We start from the raw sequence: 17685 nt of genomic DNA, 5'->3' as shown, positions 1-17685 counted from the left end.
CCGAAGCCAACGGACAAGTTTTATGAGCAATCGGCCATGCACTACTCCTATTCACCATAGGGGGCACAGACTTTCGGATTCATATCCCTGTGCCTCTCTGTGAACTCTGTGGTAGTTTTTTGCCCCTCCTTCCATGCCTCCCGCCAGTTTCATTCTTTCCGCAGAGCCCATCCCCACCACCCCCTCCGAGTTCCAGCCGGGTGAGGGAGCCGAGACGCAGTTTCTCGGCGTCGTGCGTGGCATGGAAGACGGCAGAACCATCTCCGGCATCGACTACAGCGCCTACCTGCCCATGGCGGAAAAAATGCTGCAGGACCTCGTCGAACGCGGCCAGCGCGAGCACGGCCAGCACCGCGTTTTCATCCAGCACCGCCTCGGCTTCGTGGCCGCAGAGCAGCCCAGCATTGTCATCCGCGTCCGCACCAAGCATAGCGCCGAGTCCTTTGAGCTGTGCCACTGGTATCTTAAAGAGATCAAGACCCGCGTGCCCATTTGGAAGAAGCCAGTCTTTGCCGAGTCGCCACTTTAAATTTCTTTGCTCGGGAAGACGAGTGATTTCACCTCCTCCCACGCGGCAAGCGCCTCAGGAGTGGCCTCATGGTCAGCGAGACGCCGATCCAGCAGTTGCAACACCGCAGCCTCGTCCATCACCTCAGCGTCCTCGGCATCGGCGGCGTTCCAAAGCTCCTCGGCCAGCAGCCGCTTGTCCCGGGAACTGAGCTGCTGGACAACGGGCATCGTTTCCAAAATCATGTTTCCAGTTTATCCCCGCGCGCACCGCCTGCCAACGTGCAAAATGCTCCTTTCCCTCGTTGCCCGAACTCGTATCCCTTTCAAATTCACCTCCCCATGCCCACGCCCCCCTTTCACTACCAGGAACTCCTCGAACTCGGCACCGATGACACCGAATACCGGCTGCTGACCAAGGAACACGTCTCCGTGCAGAAATTTGGCGAGAAGGAAGTCCTCGTCGTTGACCCCGAGGCGCTCACCCTGCTGGCCAACCAGGCCTTTCATGACATCAATTTCTTCCTGCGCCCCAAGCACCTGAAGCAGGTGGCCGCCATCCTCGACGATCCCGAGGCCAGCGAAAACGACCGCATGGTCGCGCTGACCATGCTCAAAAATGCCGACGTGGCCTCCGCCGGCCTGCTGCCCTTCTGCCAGGACACCGGCACCGCCATCATCATGGGCAAAAAAGGCCAGCAGGTCTGGACCGGCGGTGGCGATGAAGCCGCGCTCTCCAAAGGCGTCTATCTCGCCTACACCGAGAACAACCTGCGCTACTCCCAGAACGCGGCGCTGAACATGTTCGACGAAAAGAACACCGGCACCAATCTCCCCGCGCAGATCGATCTCTACGCCACCGATGGCGACGCGTACAAATTCCTCTTCATCGCCAAAGGCGGTGGCTCGGCCAATAAAGCCTACCTGTATCAGGAAACCCGCGCCGTGCTGAATCCGAAGAGCATCGTCAAGTTCCTCAGCGACAAGATGGTCTCCCTCGGCACCGCCGCCTGCCCGCCCTACCACCTGACCTTCGTCATCGGCGGCACCTCCGCCGAATCGACAATGAAGCACGTCAAACTGGCCTCCACCAAGTACTACGACAACCTCCCCACCACCGGCAACGAACACGGCCGCGCCTTCCGCGATGTCGAACTCGAAGCCCAAATGCTGCAAGCCGCGCGCGAGTGCGGCATCGGCGCTCAGTTCGGCGGCAAGTACTTCGCCCTGGATGTGCGCATCATCCGCCTGCCACGCCACGGCGCTTCATTGCCCATCGGCATCGGCGTCTCCTGCTCGGCGGACCGTCAGGCCAAAGGCAAGATCACCAAGGATGGTGTCTTCATCGAGAAGCTCGAAACGAATCCCCTGCCCTACATCCCCGAAGAGCTACGCCACCGCAAAGACACCAACGCCGTGCGCATCGACACGAACCGCCCGATGGACGAGATCCGTGCCGAGCTCAGCAAGTATCCCACCACCACCCGCCTCCTCATCAACGGCCCCATCATCGTCGCCCGCGACATCGCCCATGCGAAGCTCAAGGAGCTGATCGATTCCGGCAAGCCCCTCCCCGACTACTTCAAGAACCACCCCGTTTACTACGCCGGACCGGCGAAAACACCCGCCGGCATGCCCAGCGGCAGCTTCGGCCCCACCACGGCCGGCCGCATGGACAGCTACGTCGATCTCTTCCAAAGCCACGGTGGCAGCATGATCATGATCGCCAAGGGCAACCGCGGCCAGCAGGTCACCGACGCCTGCAAAAAACACGGCGGCTTCTACCTCGGCAGCATCGGCGGCCCCGCCGCCATCCTCGCCAAAGAAAACATCAAAAAAGTCGAAGTCGTCGAGTTCGCCGAACTCGGCATGGAAGCCATCTGGAAGATCGAAGTCGAAGACTTCCCCGCCTTCATCCTCGTCGATGACAAAGGAAACGACTTCTTCCAGACCGTCGGCCCGGGCTGCTCGGTGAAGCATTGAGTTTCGCATGAGAAATCCAACAGCCTTGTTTCAAGATCTGCCCGCACGCTGGCAGGTTGGGCTGTTGGAGCATTTGCGCAGCAAAGGCCGCGATCAGCTGAGCGCAGGAGACTTCCCGTGTAACACCACGCTCGTTGTTCGATTTGAGGATGACTCAGAGGTCCGATTCCAACATGCCTTCGCCATTCGTGATAAAGATCTCGGAGAGATCGGAGTCTTCACCGAACACTGCGGCTATCATGTCTTTCCTGGCGGAGGAACTGTAATTGAGGTCGTGCAAAGCTGACTGTCACCGAGCCGAAGGCTCGTCGGAAATTAGCCGGCGGTGAAGGGAGCGTAGCGACCGGGAACCGCCGGACACAAACAGCCTCGCCGCTTTCAAAAGGGATGCGCCCCGGCAGGGGCGCGAGAAGCTTACGCATATGGCCAAGGTGCGCAGGGAGCAGGTGACAGCCCGGCTAAAATGAGAGTTTAAATCCCTCTCAATCGGCGTTTTCATCATCCATGCACAATCCCCTCATCCGCGTCACCATCTGGAACGAATTTGTCCACGAACGGCAGAATCCCACCGTGGCAGCCATTTATCCCAACGGCATTCACGGGGCGCTGGCGGAGGCGCTGTCAAAGCATGGCGACTTCAACGTGCACACCGCCACGCTGGATGAACCGGATCAGGGTCTGCCCCCGGTGGTGCTGGACCAAACCGATGTGCTCCTCTGGTGGGGCCATGCGGCGCATGATCAAGTGAGTGATGAACTCGTCACGCGGATACAGGAGCGGGTGCTCGCAGGCATGGGGCTGATCGTTTTGCACTCCGGCCATTTCTCCAAGGTCTTCAAACGGCTCATGGGCACAAGCTGCGCGCTGTGCTGGCGCGAAGCGGGCGAACGCGAGCGCGTGTGGAAGATCAATCCCGGCCACCCCATCGCCGCAGGCATTGGCGACTGCATCGAAATCGAGCAGTCGGAAATGTACGGTGAGCCCTTTGGCATTCCGACCCCGGACGAACTGATCTTCGTCTCCTGGTTCCAAGGCGGCGAGGTGATGCGCAGCGGCGCCACGTGGACGCGCGGCAGCGGTCGCATCTTTTACTTCAGCCCCGGCCACGAAGTGTATCCCATCTACCACCTGCCGGACGTCCAGCGTGTCATCGCCAACGGCATCCGCTGGGCACGCCCGCAGGGAGCGGCGGCTAACACTCCACGCCATGTGCCGGTGGAGCAGGCGCGCGAAAAGATCGAAGTACGCGGCGGCACCGTGCACGTGGAAGACGGCAAGCTTGCGGGTCAATGACGGCTACGGAGGATAGGCCTCCGGCCTGTCGGCGGATCGAGGCGTCCCGCCTTTGATTCAAAAACTAAGGCGAGACGCCTCAAGCCGTGGTCAGGCCGGAGGCCTATCCTCCTCTACTGCGCAGCGATGTTCGCCCGCCCGCCACGCAGCACATACTTCTGGATCTTCCCCGTCGCGGTCTTGGGCAGCTCAGCAATAAACTCAAATCCATGCGGCACTTTGAAGTGAGCCAGATGCTCGCGGCAAAACAGCCTCAGCTCCTCGGGCGTGATGGCCGCGCCGGGTTTGAGCACAATAAAAGCCTGCGGTGTTTCCCCCCATTTTTCATGCGGCAAGCCGACGACGGCAGACTCCTGCACGGCAGGATGGCGCAAGAGCACGCCCTCCACCTCAACAGATGAAATATTCTCACCTCCACTGATGATGATGTCCTTCCAGCGGTCCCGGATTTCGATGTACCCATCGGGATGCACGACGGCAGCATCTCCGCTATAAAACCACCCGTTGCGGATGGCCTTGGCCGTGGCTGCGGGGTCGTTGTAGTAGCCCTTCATCACGGCATTGCCGCGAATGATGATTTCACCCATGGACGCACCGTCTTTCGCGACCTCCTGGCCATCGTCATCGACCACGCGAACCTCGGCATTCGCGAGGTATTCGACTCCCTGCCGGGCCTTGATGACGGCTCGGGCCTGAGGAGTAAGCTGCGCGTGTTCAGGGCGCGATTCACTGATGGTGACGATGGGCGAAACTTCCGTAAGCCCATACACATGGGTGATGTCCCAGCCGAGCTCGCCTTCCATGCGCTCAATGGTGGCGGCAGCAGGCGGCGCGCCAGCAGTGATAACACGGACGCCGCGAGGTGCGTTCTTGCGGAGCTCTTCCGGCGCATTGGCCATGCCGATGAGCACAGTCGGTGCAGCGCACAGCAGCGTGACTCCTTCCCGCGAGATCACTTCAAAGATCAGCCTAGGGTCCGCCTTCGGCAGGCAGACATGACGCCCCCCCACCGCAGTCACGGTCCAGACAAAAGTCCAGCCATTGGCATGAAACATGGGAAGCACCCACAGGTAGCGGTCCGCGCTGGTAATATGCGTGTGCATCAGGTGGCCCATGATGTTGAAGGCCGTATTGCGGTGCGAGACCATGACACCTTTCGGATTCGCCGTGGTCCCGCTGGTGTAGTTCAGCGCGATCATCTCCGTCTCGGAGATTTCGGCGGCAACGAAATCGGTCTTTGCGGCTGCGAGCGTAGCCTCGTAGTCGGTCCAGCCAGCCTTGCTGCCGGTGAGGGCCACAAAATGCTCCACCCCGGGCACCTGATCGCGGATGGAATCCACCGCGTCGAGGTAGTCGGCATGCACACAGACGACGCGGGCGCCGCTGTGCTTGAGGATGTAGGCGAAGTCGGCGGCAGTGAGGCGGAAATTGATCGGGACAATAACGGCCCCGATCTGCGGGATGGCGTAAAACGCCTCCAGATGAGAGTGCGTGTTGGGCGCGATGGTGGCCACGCGCTCTCCTGGCTTCACCCCAAGCTGCTGTAGCGCAGCCGACCAGCGGTCGCAGCGCTCAAAGAATTCGCGGTAGGTGAAGCGGCGTTCCCCATCCACCACGGCTTCGCGATCAGCATAAAGTCGGCGGGCGCGGCGGGCGAAGTCGAGGGGCGAGAGCGGCGTTTCCATGGAATTCGGCCGATCATAGGAAGTCATGCCCGGCAGTGGCGAGCGAAAAACATGCACAGTCTTTTCCGCCAGCGCGATGATTCTTGCCACGACTTTGCCGCCAAGATGGCTTAAAGTCTCAGACCCATGACTGACATTGACCCTGAAACACTCGCCGTCCGCATCCGCCAGTCACTTGGCTGCAGCAAGGATCTGGCTGCAGACTACGTGAAGGGCATCAGCAATCCCCCCGAGATCATCCACGGCAAAATCGTCGTGCGTGATCCCGAAGGGCGTATTGTAGCTCGTGTCCCGGAAAGCGTCCTGGCTTAAGCCGGACGGGATTCGATCCGGGCGACCATTTCGCGCACGTGCCAGGCTTTGTAGGCCCGTGGCTTCAAAATGGTGAGGCTTCGGATAAACGAGCCCCACTTGAGGACGCGGATGGTCACGTGGCGCGTGCCCCAGTTGTTCATCAATCCGAACGTCGGTTTGTAGAGATCAATGGTCTTTGTGCCCACAAGGGCGGAACCGTAGTCATCGACGACGTAGATCGAGGGATCTCCCTGAATCTGGAACACCGTGCCCACCGGATAGATGGACCAGTCTGCAGCAGCGCTGCGGATCTGACCGTGCTTGAGCGGGGTACCGGCTGCGGTGCGGGCACCGTATTCGATATGGTCGCTTTCGTCGTGAGTGTAGGCGGTTGTCTTGACGCCTGCAATGACCTGGCCTGGAGTGCCAGCTGGGGTTGTGGTTGAGCTTTTAACTTCTTCCGCGGCAGCTGAGACGCACATAGCAGCGAGGCACAGGAGGGTGGTTGGATTCAATCTGTCGGTTGGTTGTTGGGTCACGCTCGACCAGATGGGGGGCCCGGTCGGAGGGGCGCGCATGGTGACGAGTTCGACACCCCTGTCAACGCGCTGGTTTGTAGCCGGGACAGGCCAAATACCTAGCTTAGGACGACCCTAAGGCCCGATTTAGAGCCACAACGTCACTTTAAACGAAGAACTGCCCCGTAAGCCTCGGCCCCGCCGGGCGACGCCATGGTCTGGCCACCGAATGTCGCAGGTGCGACACAAGACCCTGAAATAATTAGCCTGCCGGAGGGGTGCCAGGCCATGCAGTAGGCGTTGTCCCCCTTGATTCCGCCGCTTTGGACCAGCCATTCGAGGCCGCCTTTGGCATCAAAAGCAGCCGTAAAGATGTCCGTGGCACCTTGGGTTTTGAGAGTCTGCCCAGCGAAGGTGGCGGTATCGGAAAACTCGCCTGTGACGAAGCAACGCCCCGTGTTGTCCGTGGCGACACCGAGGCAGTAGTCGGTGGCCGGACCTTGGAGAACATGGCTCCATACCAGTTTGCCCTCGGGGCTATAGTGCGCGAGCACACCATCGTTGTCTTTATCGCCGGTGGTGTGCACGGGGCCACCATTGAGAACGCCTTTGAACATGCCTGCACACCAGGTGTGTCCTTTAGCATCGACTGCGATTTCATGGAAGCCTGCGCTTGGTACGCCCGGGAGGGTGGCGGCCCAGACGCCTTCGCCTGAGGAAGTGAGTTTCAGCACGATTCCAGCCTGGGATTTGGCATCCAAGGTCACTGCATCCATCGTGCCTGTGCCGCCTCCGCTGCCTCCTATATAGATAGAGTCATTGGCATCGACACCAAGGCCGTGTCCGCTGCCGGAGAATTTGCCACCGGTTGCCTTCACCCACTTCAGTTTGCCATCTGAGTCATACTTGGCGCAGAAGATGGGCCGTGTGGTGCTGCCGGCGTTGACGGTGACGTCGCCGAACTTGGCCTCGCCTGCGATGGCACCGGTGACCACGATGTCGCCCTTGGAATCGACCACGATGCCGTGGCCATAATCGTAGCCTTTGCCGCCGGCCGTTTTGATCCAAATCAGCGTTCCGCTTGTGTCGTATTTGGCAATGAAGATGTCATAATCACCCGAATTCGGGAGTGTCTGGCCGTTGGCCTGGGCATCGGTGCTTTGGTAGTGACCGGTGACGTAGGCATTCCCCGCCGAATCCGTCGCGACGCCATAGCCGCGGTCCACCAAACTGCCGCCGAGACTGCGGACCCAGAGGAACTTTCCCTCCGGGGAGACTTTGGCGAGGAAGAAATCCATGCCGCCGAGTCCGGTGCGCTTTTGGTCGCCAAAGGTGCCGTCATCGGTCGCTTCACCGGCGAGGAAGACGTTGCCTTCACGGTCAAAGGTGACCGCGCGGGTTTTGTCACTTTTGGCTCCACCACCTGCGGCAACCCACTCGAAGGTGGGGGTGGCGGCGTGAAGGGAGGTGGCGAGGAGGAGGAGGCAGAGCGTGCGCATGGGCTTACTGGATGGGGGAAAAGTCTGTGGCCTTCATGTAGATGCTCTTCACGCCTTCCGCCTGAGGCTGGATGGTGAGGGGACCGCCATTGGCTGCCTCGCTGGCGGCTTTGGCTTTCACCCAGTCGGGATCGGCACGGAATGCGGTGAAGGAGGCGAGCCCGGCTTCCTTGCTGTCGTGGGCGAGGATGTAGATCAGCTTGGTGGTGGCACCTTTGTCCGCATCCGTGGGTGTCCAGTAGGCGAGGTTGGTCATGCCGTGCTTGCTGAAAAGCTTCACGGTGTGATCACGAAAACGGGCGAGCAAGGCGTCCAGCTTGCCTTCCGGCGTCGTGTAGGTGCGCATTTCGAACACGCGGGGCTTGCTGCCTTTGGCAATGGTCAGCGACGGTGAAAAATCCGTCGGTTTCATGAAGATCGACTCCGGTGCTTTGGCGAGGATCTTCCCCCCTTCTTCACTGGCCTTGCGGGCGGCCTGCCATTCGGGATCAGCGCCGAAGGCTTTGAAGCTTTCCTTGGCGGCTTCGCGGCTCTTGTGTTCGAGCACGTAGATGAGGGTGGTTTTGGAACCATTCTCTTCATCCACCGGCACCCAGTAGCCGATGTTTTTCATGCCGTGCTTTTCAAAGAGCTTGCAGGTGTGATCGCGGAAGCGGGTGAGGAGAGCGTCGAGCTTCCCCTCGTTGCAGGTGTAGATGCGAAGTTCGTACACCCGGCTGTCATCGGCGGCGTGGATCAGCGGGGCGAAAAGACTGCCAAGGGCAAGGGCGAGAAAGGTGAGGCGCTTCATGAGGGATGAACATACGCCTTGGAAGTGAATGCTTATCAAGGAAGCCTAATCTCAGGATCTCCTGTGCGGCGGAGAGCTTGAAAATCGGTGAGGTTGATCGTGTAGAGAACAGCGGCAGCGGCTTTTCGTGCCGACACGAGGTGCACGTAGTCGTAAACAGCTCCACCGCGCACACCGTGTTTTCTCGCCAACTGGAGCGCATTCAGCAGTTCATCCGCACTTAGTTCGACAAGAAGAACACGAGGCATGATCGTCTGGCTGACCAGTTGCACCGCCAAGTCAGCATCCACTTTCATGCCGAGCTTGCCGCCCGTAAGCGTTGAAAACGTCTCGAGCAACGCATGCACACAAATCACTCCCTCACCTTTCATCAACAGCGCCAGGCATTCCGCATTCCTGATTTCGTCGGGTGCAAGTGCTGCAATCAACACCGAACTGTCCAGCAGGAAACTCATCGCCGCAATGCACGGGTGGCCTGGTCGTCACGCTCAGCACGAACAGCGGCACCGGCGTCCAGCTTGATGCCAAGCCTGGGCAGCACGAGAACTCCATTTTCCATCTCCCCCGCAGTCACCACCGGAACATCCTTCACGATTTCGATTCTATCCTCGGTGACCTCCGCCCGCAGGCGCTGACCAGGTTCGACGCCGAAGACGCGCCGCAGGGATTCCGGCAGATTGATCTGCCCGGCTTCGTCAATGGTGAGCGTCGCGGTCATGAGGGTGATTTTGCCACTCAATGCCTTGAACCGCAAGCGCCGCATGCCTCACCCCGCTGCAGCCAGAATGCCCGCCGCTTTGTGGAGGGTTTCTTCGTACTCGTGCTGGGGGATGGAGTCGGCGACGATGCCGGAGCCGACATGGAAGGAGATTTGATCGTCTTTCTGCACGGCGGTGCGGATGGCGATGTTCCACTGGCTGCGGCCGTCGAAGCCGAACCAGCCGATGGCACCGGTGTAGAGGCCACGGGCGTGGGGTTCGAGTTCGGCGATGATTTCGCTGGCGCGTTTTTTGGGCGCGCCGGTGATGCTGCCGCCGGGGAAGCAGGCGCGGAAGGCATCGACGTGATCGACATGCGGGCGCAAGATGCCGGTGACGGTGGAGACGAGGTGGAAGACCTGAGCGAAGCTTTCTACGCGCCACAGTTCCGGGACGGCGACGCTGCCGAATTCGCAGACCTGGCCGAGGTCGTTGCGTTCGAGGTCGGTGATCATGAGGAGTTCGGCACGCTCTTTGGGCGAGGTGGTGAGCTCGCGCACGGCGGCGGCGTCACGTTCGGGGTCAGCGGCGAAGCGAGGACGTGTACCTTTGATGGGCCGTGTGGCGATGCGGGAGCCCTGCATGCGGAGGAAGAGCTCGGGGGAGGCGGAGAGGACGGTGGTCCCGGCCAGCTGCATGAAGGCGGCGTGCGGCGCGGGGGAAACGGCGCGCAGTTTTAAATAGAGAGCCAGTGCATCGGCTTCCTGCGGCCAGGCTGCCTGCCAGGGGTAGGAAAGGTTTACCTGGTAGATGTCCCCGGCGGAGATGTAGCGCTGGGCACGCTCGACACTGTGAATGAAGTCTGCGCTGCGGACGCCGGGTGTGAAATGAAGGCGTGGGGCGGCGGCAGGCTGGCAGGGGGAGGGCTGCCACTTAAAATCGCCGAATTCGAACCATTTTGCGGTGTCATGATGATAAACAAGGCCGTGCGGGTAGATGCCGAAGGTGAAATAACCGTCATAACCGACCCAGCCGTACAAACCGCCGGCCGAGGCCCGGGGAATGCGCAACGCAGTACGTACTTTTTCCCAGTCCCGGTCGATGTGGCCCCGCAATAGGGCGACAGGCTCGGCGGTAAGAACGGAGACCGCGCCGGGTGCCGCCAGAGACGAATCCATCCATACCAAGCCCTCGCGATGGCACAGTTGCGCCGCGATTTCGGCGGGTGTGAAGGAAAATGCACACGGCCGGTAGTGCGGTGACGTTTCAATGGCATGAGAAAACAGCGGCAGGGAGTGACCTTCCGGCATTTTGAACGAAGAACCCTGAAACATTGACACTAGGAGGCCTAAATCGTACCATGAGCGTCTTTTTCAGCAACTTGTGACTCCTCCATCTACCATTCTGTCTTCCGAGCGTGATCGTTCTACTGCGGTTGCGATGGGGACGCTATGCGTGCTGGCGGTGGTTCAGCTAAGCCTGGCGTTCAAACTGCTCACCACCCACCCTACTCCAGCGGCGGTGCAGAGCCCCATGGCAGCAGCGCCGACTCTGCCAGCGCCTGTGCCTAGCATGGTGCCGGAGATCGGCCAGATCGCCATGCCACCGAGTGCCGTCACTGCCCCCCCCCTGCCGGGGTCTTTGATGCCAGCACCACCCGCCGCGCCCCCTGTTTCGAATGCTCCGCCACCCATCGGTTCCTTCGACAAGATCGGAGCTGCGGCATCCATGCCCGCCCCATCGTACATTCCCCAGACTTCGCCCGTGGCCGTAGCGCCGGTTGTTCCAGCGGCACCTGCTCCTGCCATGCCCGGGACCCCTCAGACTTTCCCACCTGCTCCTGCCATACCCGGCACTTCTCAGACTTCCGCACCTCCTTCAATGTCTGGCACGCAGGCTGCAGGATTCAAGACGACTGCGCCGACTGGACCCAACTCCAAACCCGATGCCGCCACGGCACTGCTGCGTGATGTGAACTACGTCATCACGGCGGCCAAGGAGCTCCGCGGCCTGAGCGACATGCAGGGCACTTTGGAACTGCTGCGCAAGGCGGATGAACTGACGCCGGATCATCCGGCCATCATTGCCGAGATGGCGCAGACCTACGAACAGATGGGGATCACGGCCAAGGCGATGGACGCATGGCGGCGCATTCAGCTTCTCGGAGCCACGAAGGCGGGCAGTTATTTTGAACTTGCCTCACGAAGGCTGGGCGCGGGTTCGGCAGCGGTGTCGGCACCTGCATTATCGGCTGCCTCCGGTGCGGACGGTGAAAAGTTTCTGCGCCTCGGCGCCTGCCAGGCGATCCGTGATTTCCAGGTCCCCTCCGGCGAACGCTACGTGCTGCATGTCCCCATCTCCCGTGCGGGCAACCGTCCGATCAATTCGCAAGAGCTGAATCTTGAGGTGTTCTTTTTTGACCGAGTGAACAACCAAACAGTGGCGCAGACCATCGCCCCTGAACCGGTCGAATCCTGGCAGTCCGCGCCTGTGGACTGGAACGGCACCGGCGAGGAGCTGCTGGACGTCGTTTATCACCTGCCCGCCCTTTCCCCCGCCGAAATCCAGCAGCATGGACGCCGTTCGTACTACGGGTACATGCTCCGGCTCTACTACAACAACAAACTTCAGGATGTGGCTGCCGAGCCCCGCGATCTCCTGGAGTTCGGAACCACACCTGGCGCTGCTCCTGCGGGTGTGAATCCGCTGCTCCCACCGATGGGAAAATGATCGCCACTGACATGCCCGCATGACTCTTTTGTTTGTTGATTCCAATGCCGCGCTGCGCGGCACCCGAACCATCTGGCTCAGGGACAACCTCCCTGGGTACACCGTGGTTGATTTTGCCAGCCCGTCCCAGGCGGCTGCGTGGGTGGCGAAAGCCGACTCACTCGACATCCTCGTGACCGAGGCGATTTTTCAAACGCAGGAAACCGGCTTTGCGCTGCGCGACACGGTGCGCGCACGATTTCCGCAAACACGGGTTCTTTTCACGACCCGCTACGACCTGACCGGATTTGAAGACCAGATCGCCGACGGCCTGGTGCTCAAGGATGCACCTTACACACCGGAGAAGCTGCTGGATCGTGTGCGAGCGCTGCTGACGCTGCCGGTGGAGTCCAACGAACCGCCACCGGTCATGGTGCCTGGCACCGTGCTGGGAAACTACCAGGTGCTGGAGCGGCTCTACATTGAACGGGAGTCTGAAACCTACCGCGCGCTGCAGATCACCGTGCAACGACCGGTGGCCTTGGTGCTGCTGAAGCCGGAGTTTCTGAAGCAGCCGGACGTGGTGGCGAAGTTCAAAGAACGTGAGCGGGTGAAGGCCTCGCTGATGCATCCGCGCATCGCCCCGCTGTATGAGGCAGGTGAGACGAACGGCTGGTTGTTCTACACACGCGAACTGCCGCGCGGACGCAGTTTGTCTGAAATCGAGCTGACGGATGAGATGCTGACCGAGCGCCGCCTTGCGGAGGTTTTGTTCGGAGTGGCGGAGGCCATGCAGTTTGCCACGGAGCGCGGTTACCATCATCGCAGCATCTCGCCGCGAGACATCTACATTGATGCGGACCATCAGGCGAGCATCGTGAATTTCTTCCGCCCGTCCGTGGCCAAAAAGCGCGATCCGCAGGCGGATGTGAAGGCTTTTCTGGACCTGATGCGCCCCATCGCCGCAGAGGGCAAGTCCCGTGGACTGCTGCAATCGCTGGCCGATGCCAACCACGACTGGAACGGACTGCTGAACGCGCTCGATGATGTGCGTGACGACATGCGTGAGCGCAGCATCGTGCGCAAGATCGAGGCGGAGACGCTGCCGGTAAACGTCAACGGCAACAAACCCTGGTGGGTCTGGGTGATGATCGTCCTCATTCTGGCGGTGGTCGCAGGCCTCGGCGCCTTGATGAACAGCAGCAACACCCTGCCAACTGCCAATGCTTCGGCGCTTCCCATCGAGATGGTGAAGATCCCAGCCGGCACATTCATTTATCAAAAGAATGAGAAGATCAATCTGCCGGAATTTTGGATCAGCAAGAATGAGGTCACCATCGGCCAGTATGCGGACTTTCTGAAGGCACTGAAAAAAGCGCCGACGACAGCCTTTGATCATTCCCTGCAACCGAAGACCAAAACGAGCCATGAGCCTGTGAAGTGGGGCCAGTATTATGCCGCCGCCAAAGCGGGCACCACGTTCAACGGTGAGAGCATCACGCTCAACACACCGGTGTCCCAGGTGGACTGGTGGGATGCGTATGCCTTTGCCAAATGGAACGGCCAGCGCCTGCCAACGGAGCAGGAGTGGGAAAAATCCGCCCGTGGTGAGCACGGCTGGATCTATCCATGGGGCAACAAGCCCAACAGCAAGGCGGCCAACCTGGGCGATGATTACGATGCGTCGCCGAAAGGCAAAGGTGGCAAGATCGACGGGTACAATCTCTGGGCGCCGATCACACGCGTCACGCAGGACGTCAGCCCCTACGGTGTGTGTGACATGGCCGGGAACGTGAGCGAATGGACTGCGGGCGAAACGCAGTCCGGCGAATGGCCCTCGCACCCGGACTACATCGACATCAAGGTGCCCGTGGTGCGTGGCGGGCACTTCGGCCTGAAGAGCAACGACCAGCTGCTCACCGACAGACGCTTTCCTGAATCCGCGAATGAGGCTACACTCGCGCGCGGCTTCCGCACCGCCAGCAGCACCGCCCCCGCTGCCAGCACTGCACCGCCAGCCAAACCCAAATCTTGAAGCTTATGAACCGCCTCCTCCTGCTCCTGATCCTCTGCCTGTGCTGCGGCCAGGCCCGTGCTCAATACGTCACGAATCTGACCCTGCTGAAAAATCAATTCCTCACGGGCGAGCCAGTGGTGGCGGTGGTGACTGTCACCAACCGTTCCGGTGCGGATGTGATCGTGGGCGGCCATGGCGCACCCGACTGGCTGCAGTTTGAGATCACCCAGTCCACTGGGCAGCGGCTGGCCCCTGTGGGGATCAGTTCGGAGGAGCCCATCACCCTGCCTGCGGGCGGCACGACCAAGCACACGGTCGAAATTTCCGGCGGCTATTCCACCTCGAGCCTCGGCACTTTCACCATTCTTGCGAATGTGCTGCACCCAATCTCCGGGCAGTACTTCATGTCCAATAAACTGCGCATGACCATCACGGACTCCAAGCCGAACATGTTTGACCAGCCGTTTGGTGTGCCGCAGGGTTTCACCGGAGCCGGGCGTCAGCGCCGCTACCAGGTCATCCTGTTTCGTGAGCTGGATGATTTGCAGCTCTACTGCCGCATCACGGATGACCGCAGCGGGGCCTACATCGCCACGTTCCTGCTGGGCCCTGCGATGATGGCGGTGCAGCCGCAGATCAGCATCGACGTGCATAACAAGCTGCACGTCTTGTTCCTGGCGATGCCTCATGTTTTCTGCCACGTGGTGGTGAACCCGGATGGCAAGGTGCACCAGCGCACGTACTACAAAGACCCGGAAGGCAACCGGCCCACCCTGATCATGACCCAAGGCGGAGCGCAGGTGGTCGGTGGAGCACCTTTTGACCCCGGCGCGCCTGCTCCGCCAAGGAAAGCCCTGCGCAAAGCCTCCGAACGTCCTTCGGCAGAAATGGGCACGGTGCCGAAAGCGAAGAAATAACGCTAGGACCCGAGGTTCTGCGGGCGTTATGCATGCCCATGCATTTTCGTTTCTCCCTCTGTCTTGCCCTTTCTCTTGCGCTGAGCGCCCTGCACGCTGCCGACCCGAAACCGGCGGCGAAGGCCGGCGCCAACGGCCCGAAGTGGAAAAAGCTCACGCCGCAGACTCCGGCCGGATTCACGCTGAAGACGATCGAGGTCGCGAAGTATCCTGAGCACACGGTGGAGCTGTATGTTTATGTGCCTGATGCGGCGGGAACGTGGCCCTGCATTCTGGACATCCATGGCGGGGGCTGGAAGGCCCGGCAGGTGGAGGCTGACAAGCCGATGATGGAGCGCCTGGCGCAACGCGGCTTCGTGACCGCGCTGGTGAGCTACCGCCTTTCCACCGAAGCGAAATACCCTGCGGCGCTGCACGACTGCAAAGCCGCGCTGCGATGCCTGCGTGCGCATGCGCAGGAGCTCAAAATTGACCCTGAGCGCATCGGCTGCATGGGCGGCTCTGCGGGCGGGCATCTCTCCGGCTTGACTGCGATGACGACGGGACTGCCCGAATTTGAAGGTGAAGGCCCGTTCAAGGATCAATCCAGCGCGGTGAAGGCCTGCATCGTCATGGCGGCCACGCAGAACCTTGTGGACTCCAACTATTTCCAAAAGAACGAGAGCGCGATCCTCTTCTTTGGCGGCAATGCGCTGGAAAAACCGGAGGTTTACAAAGAAGCCTCGCCCATCAATCACGTGCGCGCCGGGGTGCCGCCGACGATCTACATCGAAGGGGAAAAAGACACGCTCAAAGTGGGCCGTGCGGAGATGATGGAGAAGCTGAAGGCGCTCGGCATCGAAACCGCCGTGCATACGCTGAAGGACGCGCCGCATCCGTTCTGGATGAAAGATCCGTGGTGCGCAGAGACGGTGGACATCGCGGCGGCTTTCTTCAAGAAGCACCTGGGTGAGCCGGTGGTGAAGTGAGGGGTGCGACAGGGCCGTGCCTGCGATGATGCCCACTGATGCCTGATCCTTGACGTCCGGCACCTGAACGGTAGCAATGACGATGAGCATCTCTTTCCGCATCCTAGGGACCGCTGGCGGGGATAACGCTCTGCTGGTGCAGGTGGACAGCGGCCAGGCCGTCGAACGCCTCCTGTTCGACTGCGGCGAAGGGTGCGTTTCTGACCTGCCGTTTGCCGACATCCAGGCGATTGATCACCTGTTCTTTTCGCACCTGCACATGGATCATGTGGGGGGATTTGACTCGTTCTTCCGCTGCATATTCAACCGGCAGACCAAGCCAAACCGGATCTGGGGGCCGCCGGAAACCATCCGCATCCTGCAACACCGCTGCCAAGGATTCTTGTGGAACCTGCATGAGGAGATGTCGGCGACTTTGCGTATCTCCGACATCCATCCCGGGCAGATCCACACGGCCCGTTTGGAGCTGCGTGAGGCCTTCGCGGTCGCGCATGACGAAGGGGCGCAGCCGTATGTCCGAACCCTCTGGGATGGTGCTGGATGCGCCGTGGATGCTGTCACGATGGACCACCGGACCCCCACGCTGGCCTACGTAGTCCGTGAGAAGGCGCGGCGGAACATTGACACCTCCCGGCTGCCGTCCTTGGGCTTGCGGCCGGGGCCTTGGCTGAAGCAGTTGAAGGAGTCAGCGAGCAGCGACGGGGTGGTGGTGATTGACGGTGTTACGCATTCAATGAACGAGCTCCGGGAGCAGTTGATCGTCGAGACGCCCGGGGACTCTATCGCCTATCTGACGGATTTCATGCTGGATGAAGCGGCGATGGAGCGCCTGACCGATGCCTTGCGTGGCTGCAGGGTGATGATCTGCGAAGGGCAGTACCGCCACGCGGACATGGAACTGGCCAGGAAAAACTTCCACATGACCACGGTCCTTGCAGCGACTCTGGCGCAACGGGCGCAGGTGGAGGAACTGGTGCTGTTCCACTTGTCGGATCGATACCAACGTGCTGACTGGTTGGAGATGTTGCAGGAAGCCCGGCAGATCTTTCCGAAGACTGGCTACCCGGCGCACTGGAACCTGGAATCGAACGCCGAACCAGCCGATGCAGCCATCTAGGGCCGCTGACTGTTATCTGGCGGCCCTAGCTCCCAGCGCTGCTGGCCGCAGCGCTTAATCTTCTGCTCTTCATGAGCGGACTCGGAAACTACTTCGTCTTCGGCAGGGCCTGAACGAGCAGATTGTAGAACTCGTTTTCCTCGTGGGTTTCGCCGTCGCTCTTGAGGATGTTTTTGACCACGCCAAGCACTTCCTTTTGCGCGGTCTTGGTGGTGAAGACCTGCGCCTTCTCGTTGATGTAATCGAACATGGCGTCGTCGCTCTCGGCGGCCTCACGGGCGCGGGCCAGGGACTCGTCGATGAAGAGACTCTTCGGGTACTCTGAATCCCAGCCTTCGGCGACAAAGGCGGACTCCAGCAGACGATCTTCGGTCAGGGAGATGTGCGCGTCGGCATAGATGGAGAGACTGAGAATGTCGAACAGGGCTTCGCGCTGGGGTTGGTTCATAATGGCCTATGTTGCAAACATGCCGCTGCTGATCAAGCGCACACTTCATCCCACTGAAATCTTCAGTGTTTGGAAGGCTCCTGAGTGTGCCCCTGCGTGAACTGCAGCCGCCACCTGGGAGCCATTGACCGTGACCACGGCGTAGCCTGCTGAATCTGCCTATTCGAAGGAGGTGAGTTGGGCAGCGGACAAACGCAGGTTTGGCAGGGTGGCGGCGCTGCAGAGGCATTTCATCGTTCACT

Annotated in this window: 19 protein-coding genes; 10 read left to right on the top strand and 9 right to left on the bottom strand. The window is 60.6% G+C overall.

All coding sequences use genetic code 11. The annotated features are described in order from the left end of the window. Positions 1–133: 133 nt before the first annotated feature. Positions 134–529: a molybdenum cofactor biosynthesis protein MoaE gene (locus WAW39_RS23015; protein ID WP_422321503.1), complete on the top strand. Its 396-nt coding sequence runs from the start codon at positions 134–136 to the stop codon at positions 527–529. On the opposite strand, the gene WAW39_RS23010 is transcribed toward WAW39_RS23015, so the two are convergent. After that, the gene (locus WAW39_RS23010) at positions 526–753 is read right to left on the bottom strand and encodes a hypothetical protein (protein ID WP_422321502.1); all 228 of its coding nucleotides are present in this window, start codon (positions 751–753) and stop codon (positions 526–528) included. The two genes, WAW39_RS23015 and WAW39_RS23010, sit on opposite strands and share 4 nt — an antisense overlap. Positions 754–849: 96 nt before the next feature. Here WAW39_RS23010 and WAW39_RS23005 point away from each other — a divergent pair, with 96 nt between their 5' ends. The 3 genes from WAW39_RS23005 (at position 850) to WAW39_RS22995 (ending at position 3783) form a co-directional block, all read left to right on the top strand. Next, the gene (locus tag WAW39_RS23005) at positions 850–2490 is read left to right on the top strand and encodes a fumarate hydratase (RefSeq protein ID WP_422321501.1); all 1641 of its coding nucleotides are present in this window, start codon (positions 850–852) and stop codon (positions 2488–2490) included. Between the two features lie 7 nt (positions 2491–2497). Next, on the top strand, positions 2498–2776 hold the full coding sequence (locus tag WAW39_RS23000; protein WP_422321500.1) for a hypothetical protein: 279 nt from the start codon (positions 2498–2500) through the stop codon (positions 2774–2776). Positions 2777–2994: 218 nt separating this feature from the next. After that, the gene (locus tag WAW39_RS22995; RefSeq protein ID WP_422321499.1) at positions 2995–3783 is read left to right on the top strand and encodes a ThuA domain-containing protein; all 789 of its coding nucleotides are present in this window, start codon (positions 2995–2997) and stop codon (positions 3781–3783) included. Between the two features lie 113 nt (positions 3784–3896). On the opposite strand, the gene WAW39_RS22990 is transcribed toward WAW39_RS22995, so the two are convergent. After that, positions 3897–5468: a long-chain-fatty-acid--CoA ligase gene (locus WAW39_RS22990; protein WP_422321498.1), complete on the bottom strand. Its 1572-nt coding sequence runs from the start codon at positions 5466–5468 to the stop codon at positions 3897–3899. 126 nt (positions 5469–5594) lie between these two features. On the opposite strand from WAW39_RS22990, the gene WAW39_RS22985 reads away from it, so the two are divergent. After that, positions 5595–5780 carry a hypothetical protein gene (locus WAW39_RS22985; protein ID WP_300198149.1) on the top strand — a complete coding sequence of 62 codons (186 nt, stop codon included), beginning with the start codon at positions 5595–5597 and terminating at the stop codon, positions 5778–5780. Here WAW39_RS22985 and WAW39_RS22980 read toward each other — a convergent pair. From WAW39_RS22980 to WAW39_RS22955, 6 genes are all read right to left on the bottom strand, one after another. Continuing rightward, positions 5777–6277 (bottom strand): 3D domain-containing protein, encoded by a 501-nt coding sequence (locus WAW39_RS22980; RefSeq protein WP_422321497.1) that lies wholly within the window; start codon positions 6275–6277, stop codon positions 5777–5779. The two genes, WAW39_RS22985 and WAW39_RS22980, sit on opposite strands and share 4 nt — an antisense overlap. Positions 6278–6441: 164 nt before the next feature. After that, entirely contained in the window at positions 6442–7779 is a 1338-nt protein-coding gene (locus WAW39_RS22975; RefSeq protein WP_422321496.1) for an SBBP repeat-containing protein, read from the bottom strand. Positions 7780–7783: 4 nt separating this feature from the next. Next, positions 7784–8569 carry an NIPSNAP family protein gene (locus WAW39_RS22970; RefSeq protein ID WP_422321495.1) on the bottom strand — a complete coding sequence of 262 codons (786 nt, stop codon included), beginning with the start codon at positions 8567–8569 and terminating at the stop codon, positions 7784–7786. Positions 8570–8604: 35 nt separating this feature from the next. Next, positions 8605–9024, bottom strand: a complete 420-nt coding sequence (locus WAW39_RS22965) for a type II toxin-antitoxin system VapC family toxin (RefSeq protein WP_422321494.1) — start codon at positions 9022–9024, stop codon at positions 8605–8607. Then, the gene (locus WAW39_RS22960; protein WP_422321493.1) at positions 9021–9287 is read right to left on the bottom strand and encodes an AbrB/MazE/SpoVT family DNA-binding domain-containing protein; all 267 of its coding nucleotides are present in this window, start codon (positions 9285–9287) and stop codon (positions 9021–9023) included. The genes WAW39_RS22965 and WAW39_RS22960 overlap by 4 nt, the downstream gene beginning before the upstream one ends. A 48-nt stretch (positions 9288–9335) precedes the next feature. Next, on the bottom strand, positions 9336–10577 hold the full coding sequence (locus tag WAW39_RS22955; RefSeq protein ID WP_422321492.1) for an anthranilate synthase component I family protein: 1242 nt from the start codon (positions 10575–10577) through the stop codon (positions 9336–9338). 73 nt (positions 10578–10650) lie between these two features. Between WAW39_RS22955 and WAW39_RS22950 the strand changes: the two genes are divergently transcribed. The 5 genes from WAW39_RS22950 (at position 10651) to WAW39_RS22930 (ending at position 16995) form a co-directional block, all read left to right on the top strand. After that, entirely contained in the window at positions 10651–11997 is a 1347-nt protein-coding gene (locus WAW39_RS22950) for a hypothetical protein (protein WP_422321491.1), read from the top strand. Between the two features lie 19 nt (positions 11998–12016). Next, complete coding sequence (locus WAW39_RS22945) at positions 12017–14011, top strand: SUMF1/EgtB/PvdO family nonheme iron enzyme (RefSeq protein ID WP_422321490.1); 1995 nt, start codon at positions 12017–12019, stop codon at positions 14009–14011. A gap of 5 nt (positions 14012–14016) precedes the next feature. After that, positions 14017–14910, top strand: coding sequence for a hypothetical protein (locus tag WAW39_RS22940; RefSeq protein WP_422321489.1), 894 nt, complete (start codon positions 14017–14019; stop codon positions 14908–14910). Between the two features lie 38 nt (positions 14911–14948). Beyond that, on the top strand, positions 14949–15878 hold the full coding sequence (locus tag WAW39_RS22935; protein WP_422321488.1) for an alpha/beta hydrolase fold domain-containing protein: 930 nt from the start codon (positions 14949–14951) through the stop codon (positions 15876–15878). Between the two features lie 82 nt (positions 15879–15960). Beyond that, positions 15961–16995 (top strand): MBL fold metallo-hydrolase, encoded by a 1035-nt coding sequence (locus WAW39_RS22930; RefSeq protein WP_422321487.1) that lies wholly within the window; start codon positions 15961–15963, stop codon positions 16993–16995. A gap of 88 nt (positions 16996–17083) precedes the next feature. On the opposite strand, the gene WAW39_RS22925 is transcribed toward WAW39_RS22930, so the two are convergent. Further along, positions 17084–17443: a hypothetical protein gene (locus tag WAW39_RS22925; RefSeq protein WP_422321486.1), complete on the bottom strand. Its 360-nt coding sequence runs from the start codon at positions 17441–17443 to the stop codon at positions 17084–17086. Positions 17444–17685: the final 242 nt, after the last annotated feature.

The sequence above is a fragment of the Prosthecobacter sp. genome, from assembly GCF_049294395.1.
In the GTDB taxonomy this organism is placed as follows: Bacteria; Verrucomicrobiota; Verrucomicrobiia; order Verrucomicrobiales; family Verrucomicrobiaceae; genus Prosthecobacter.
Note: the sequence above shows the minus strand (reverse complement) of the source record. Positions and strands in the feature narration are given on the sequence as shown.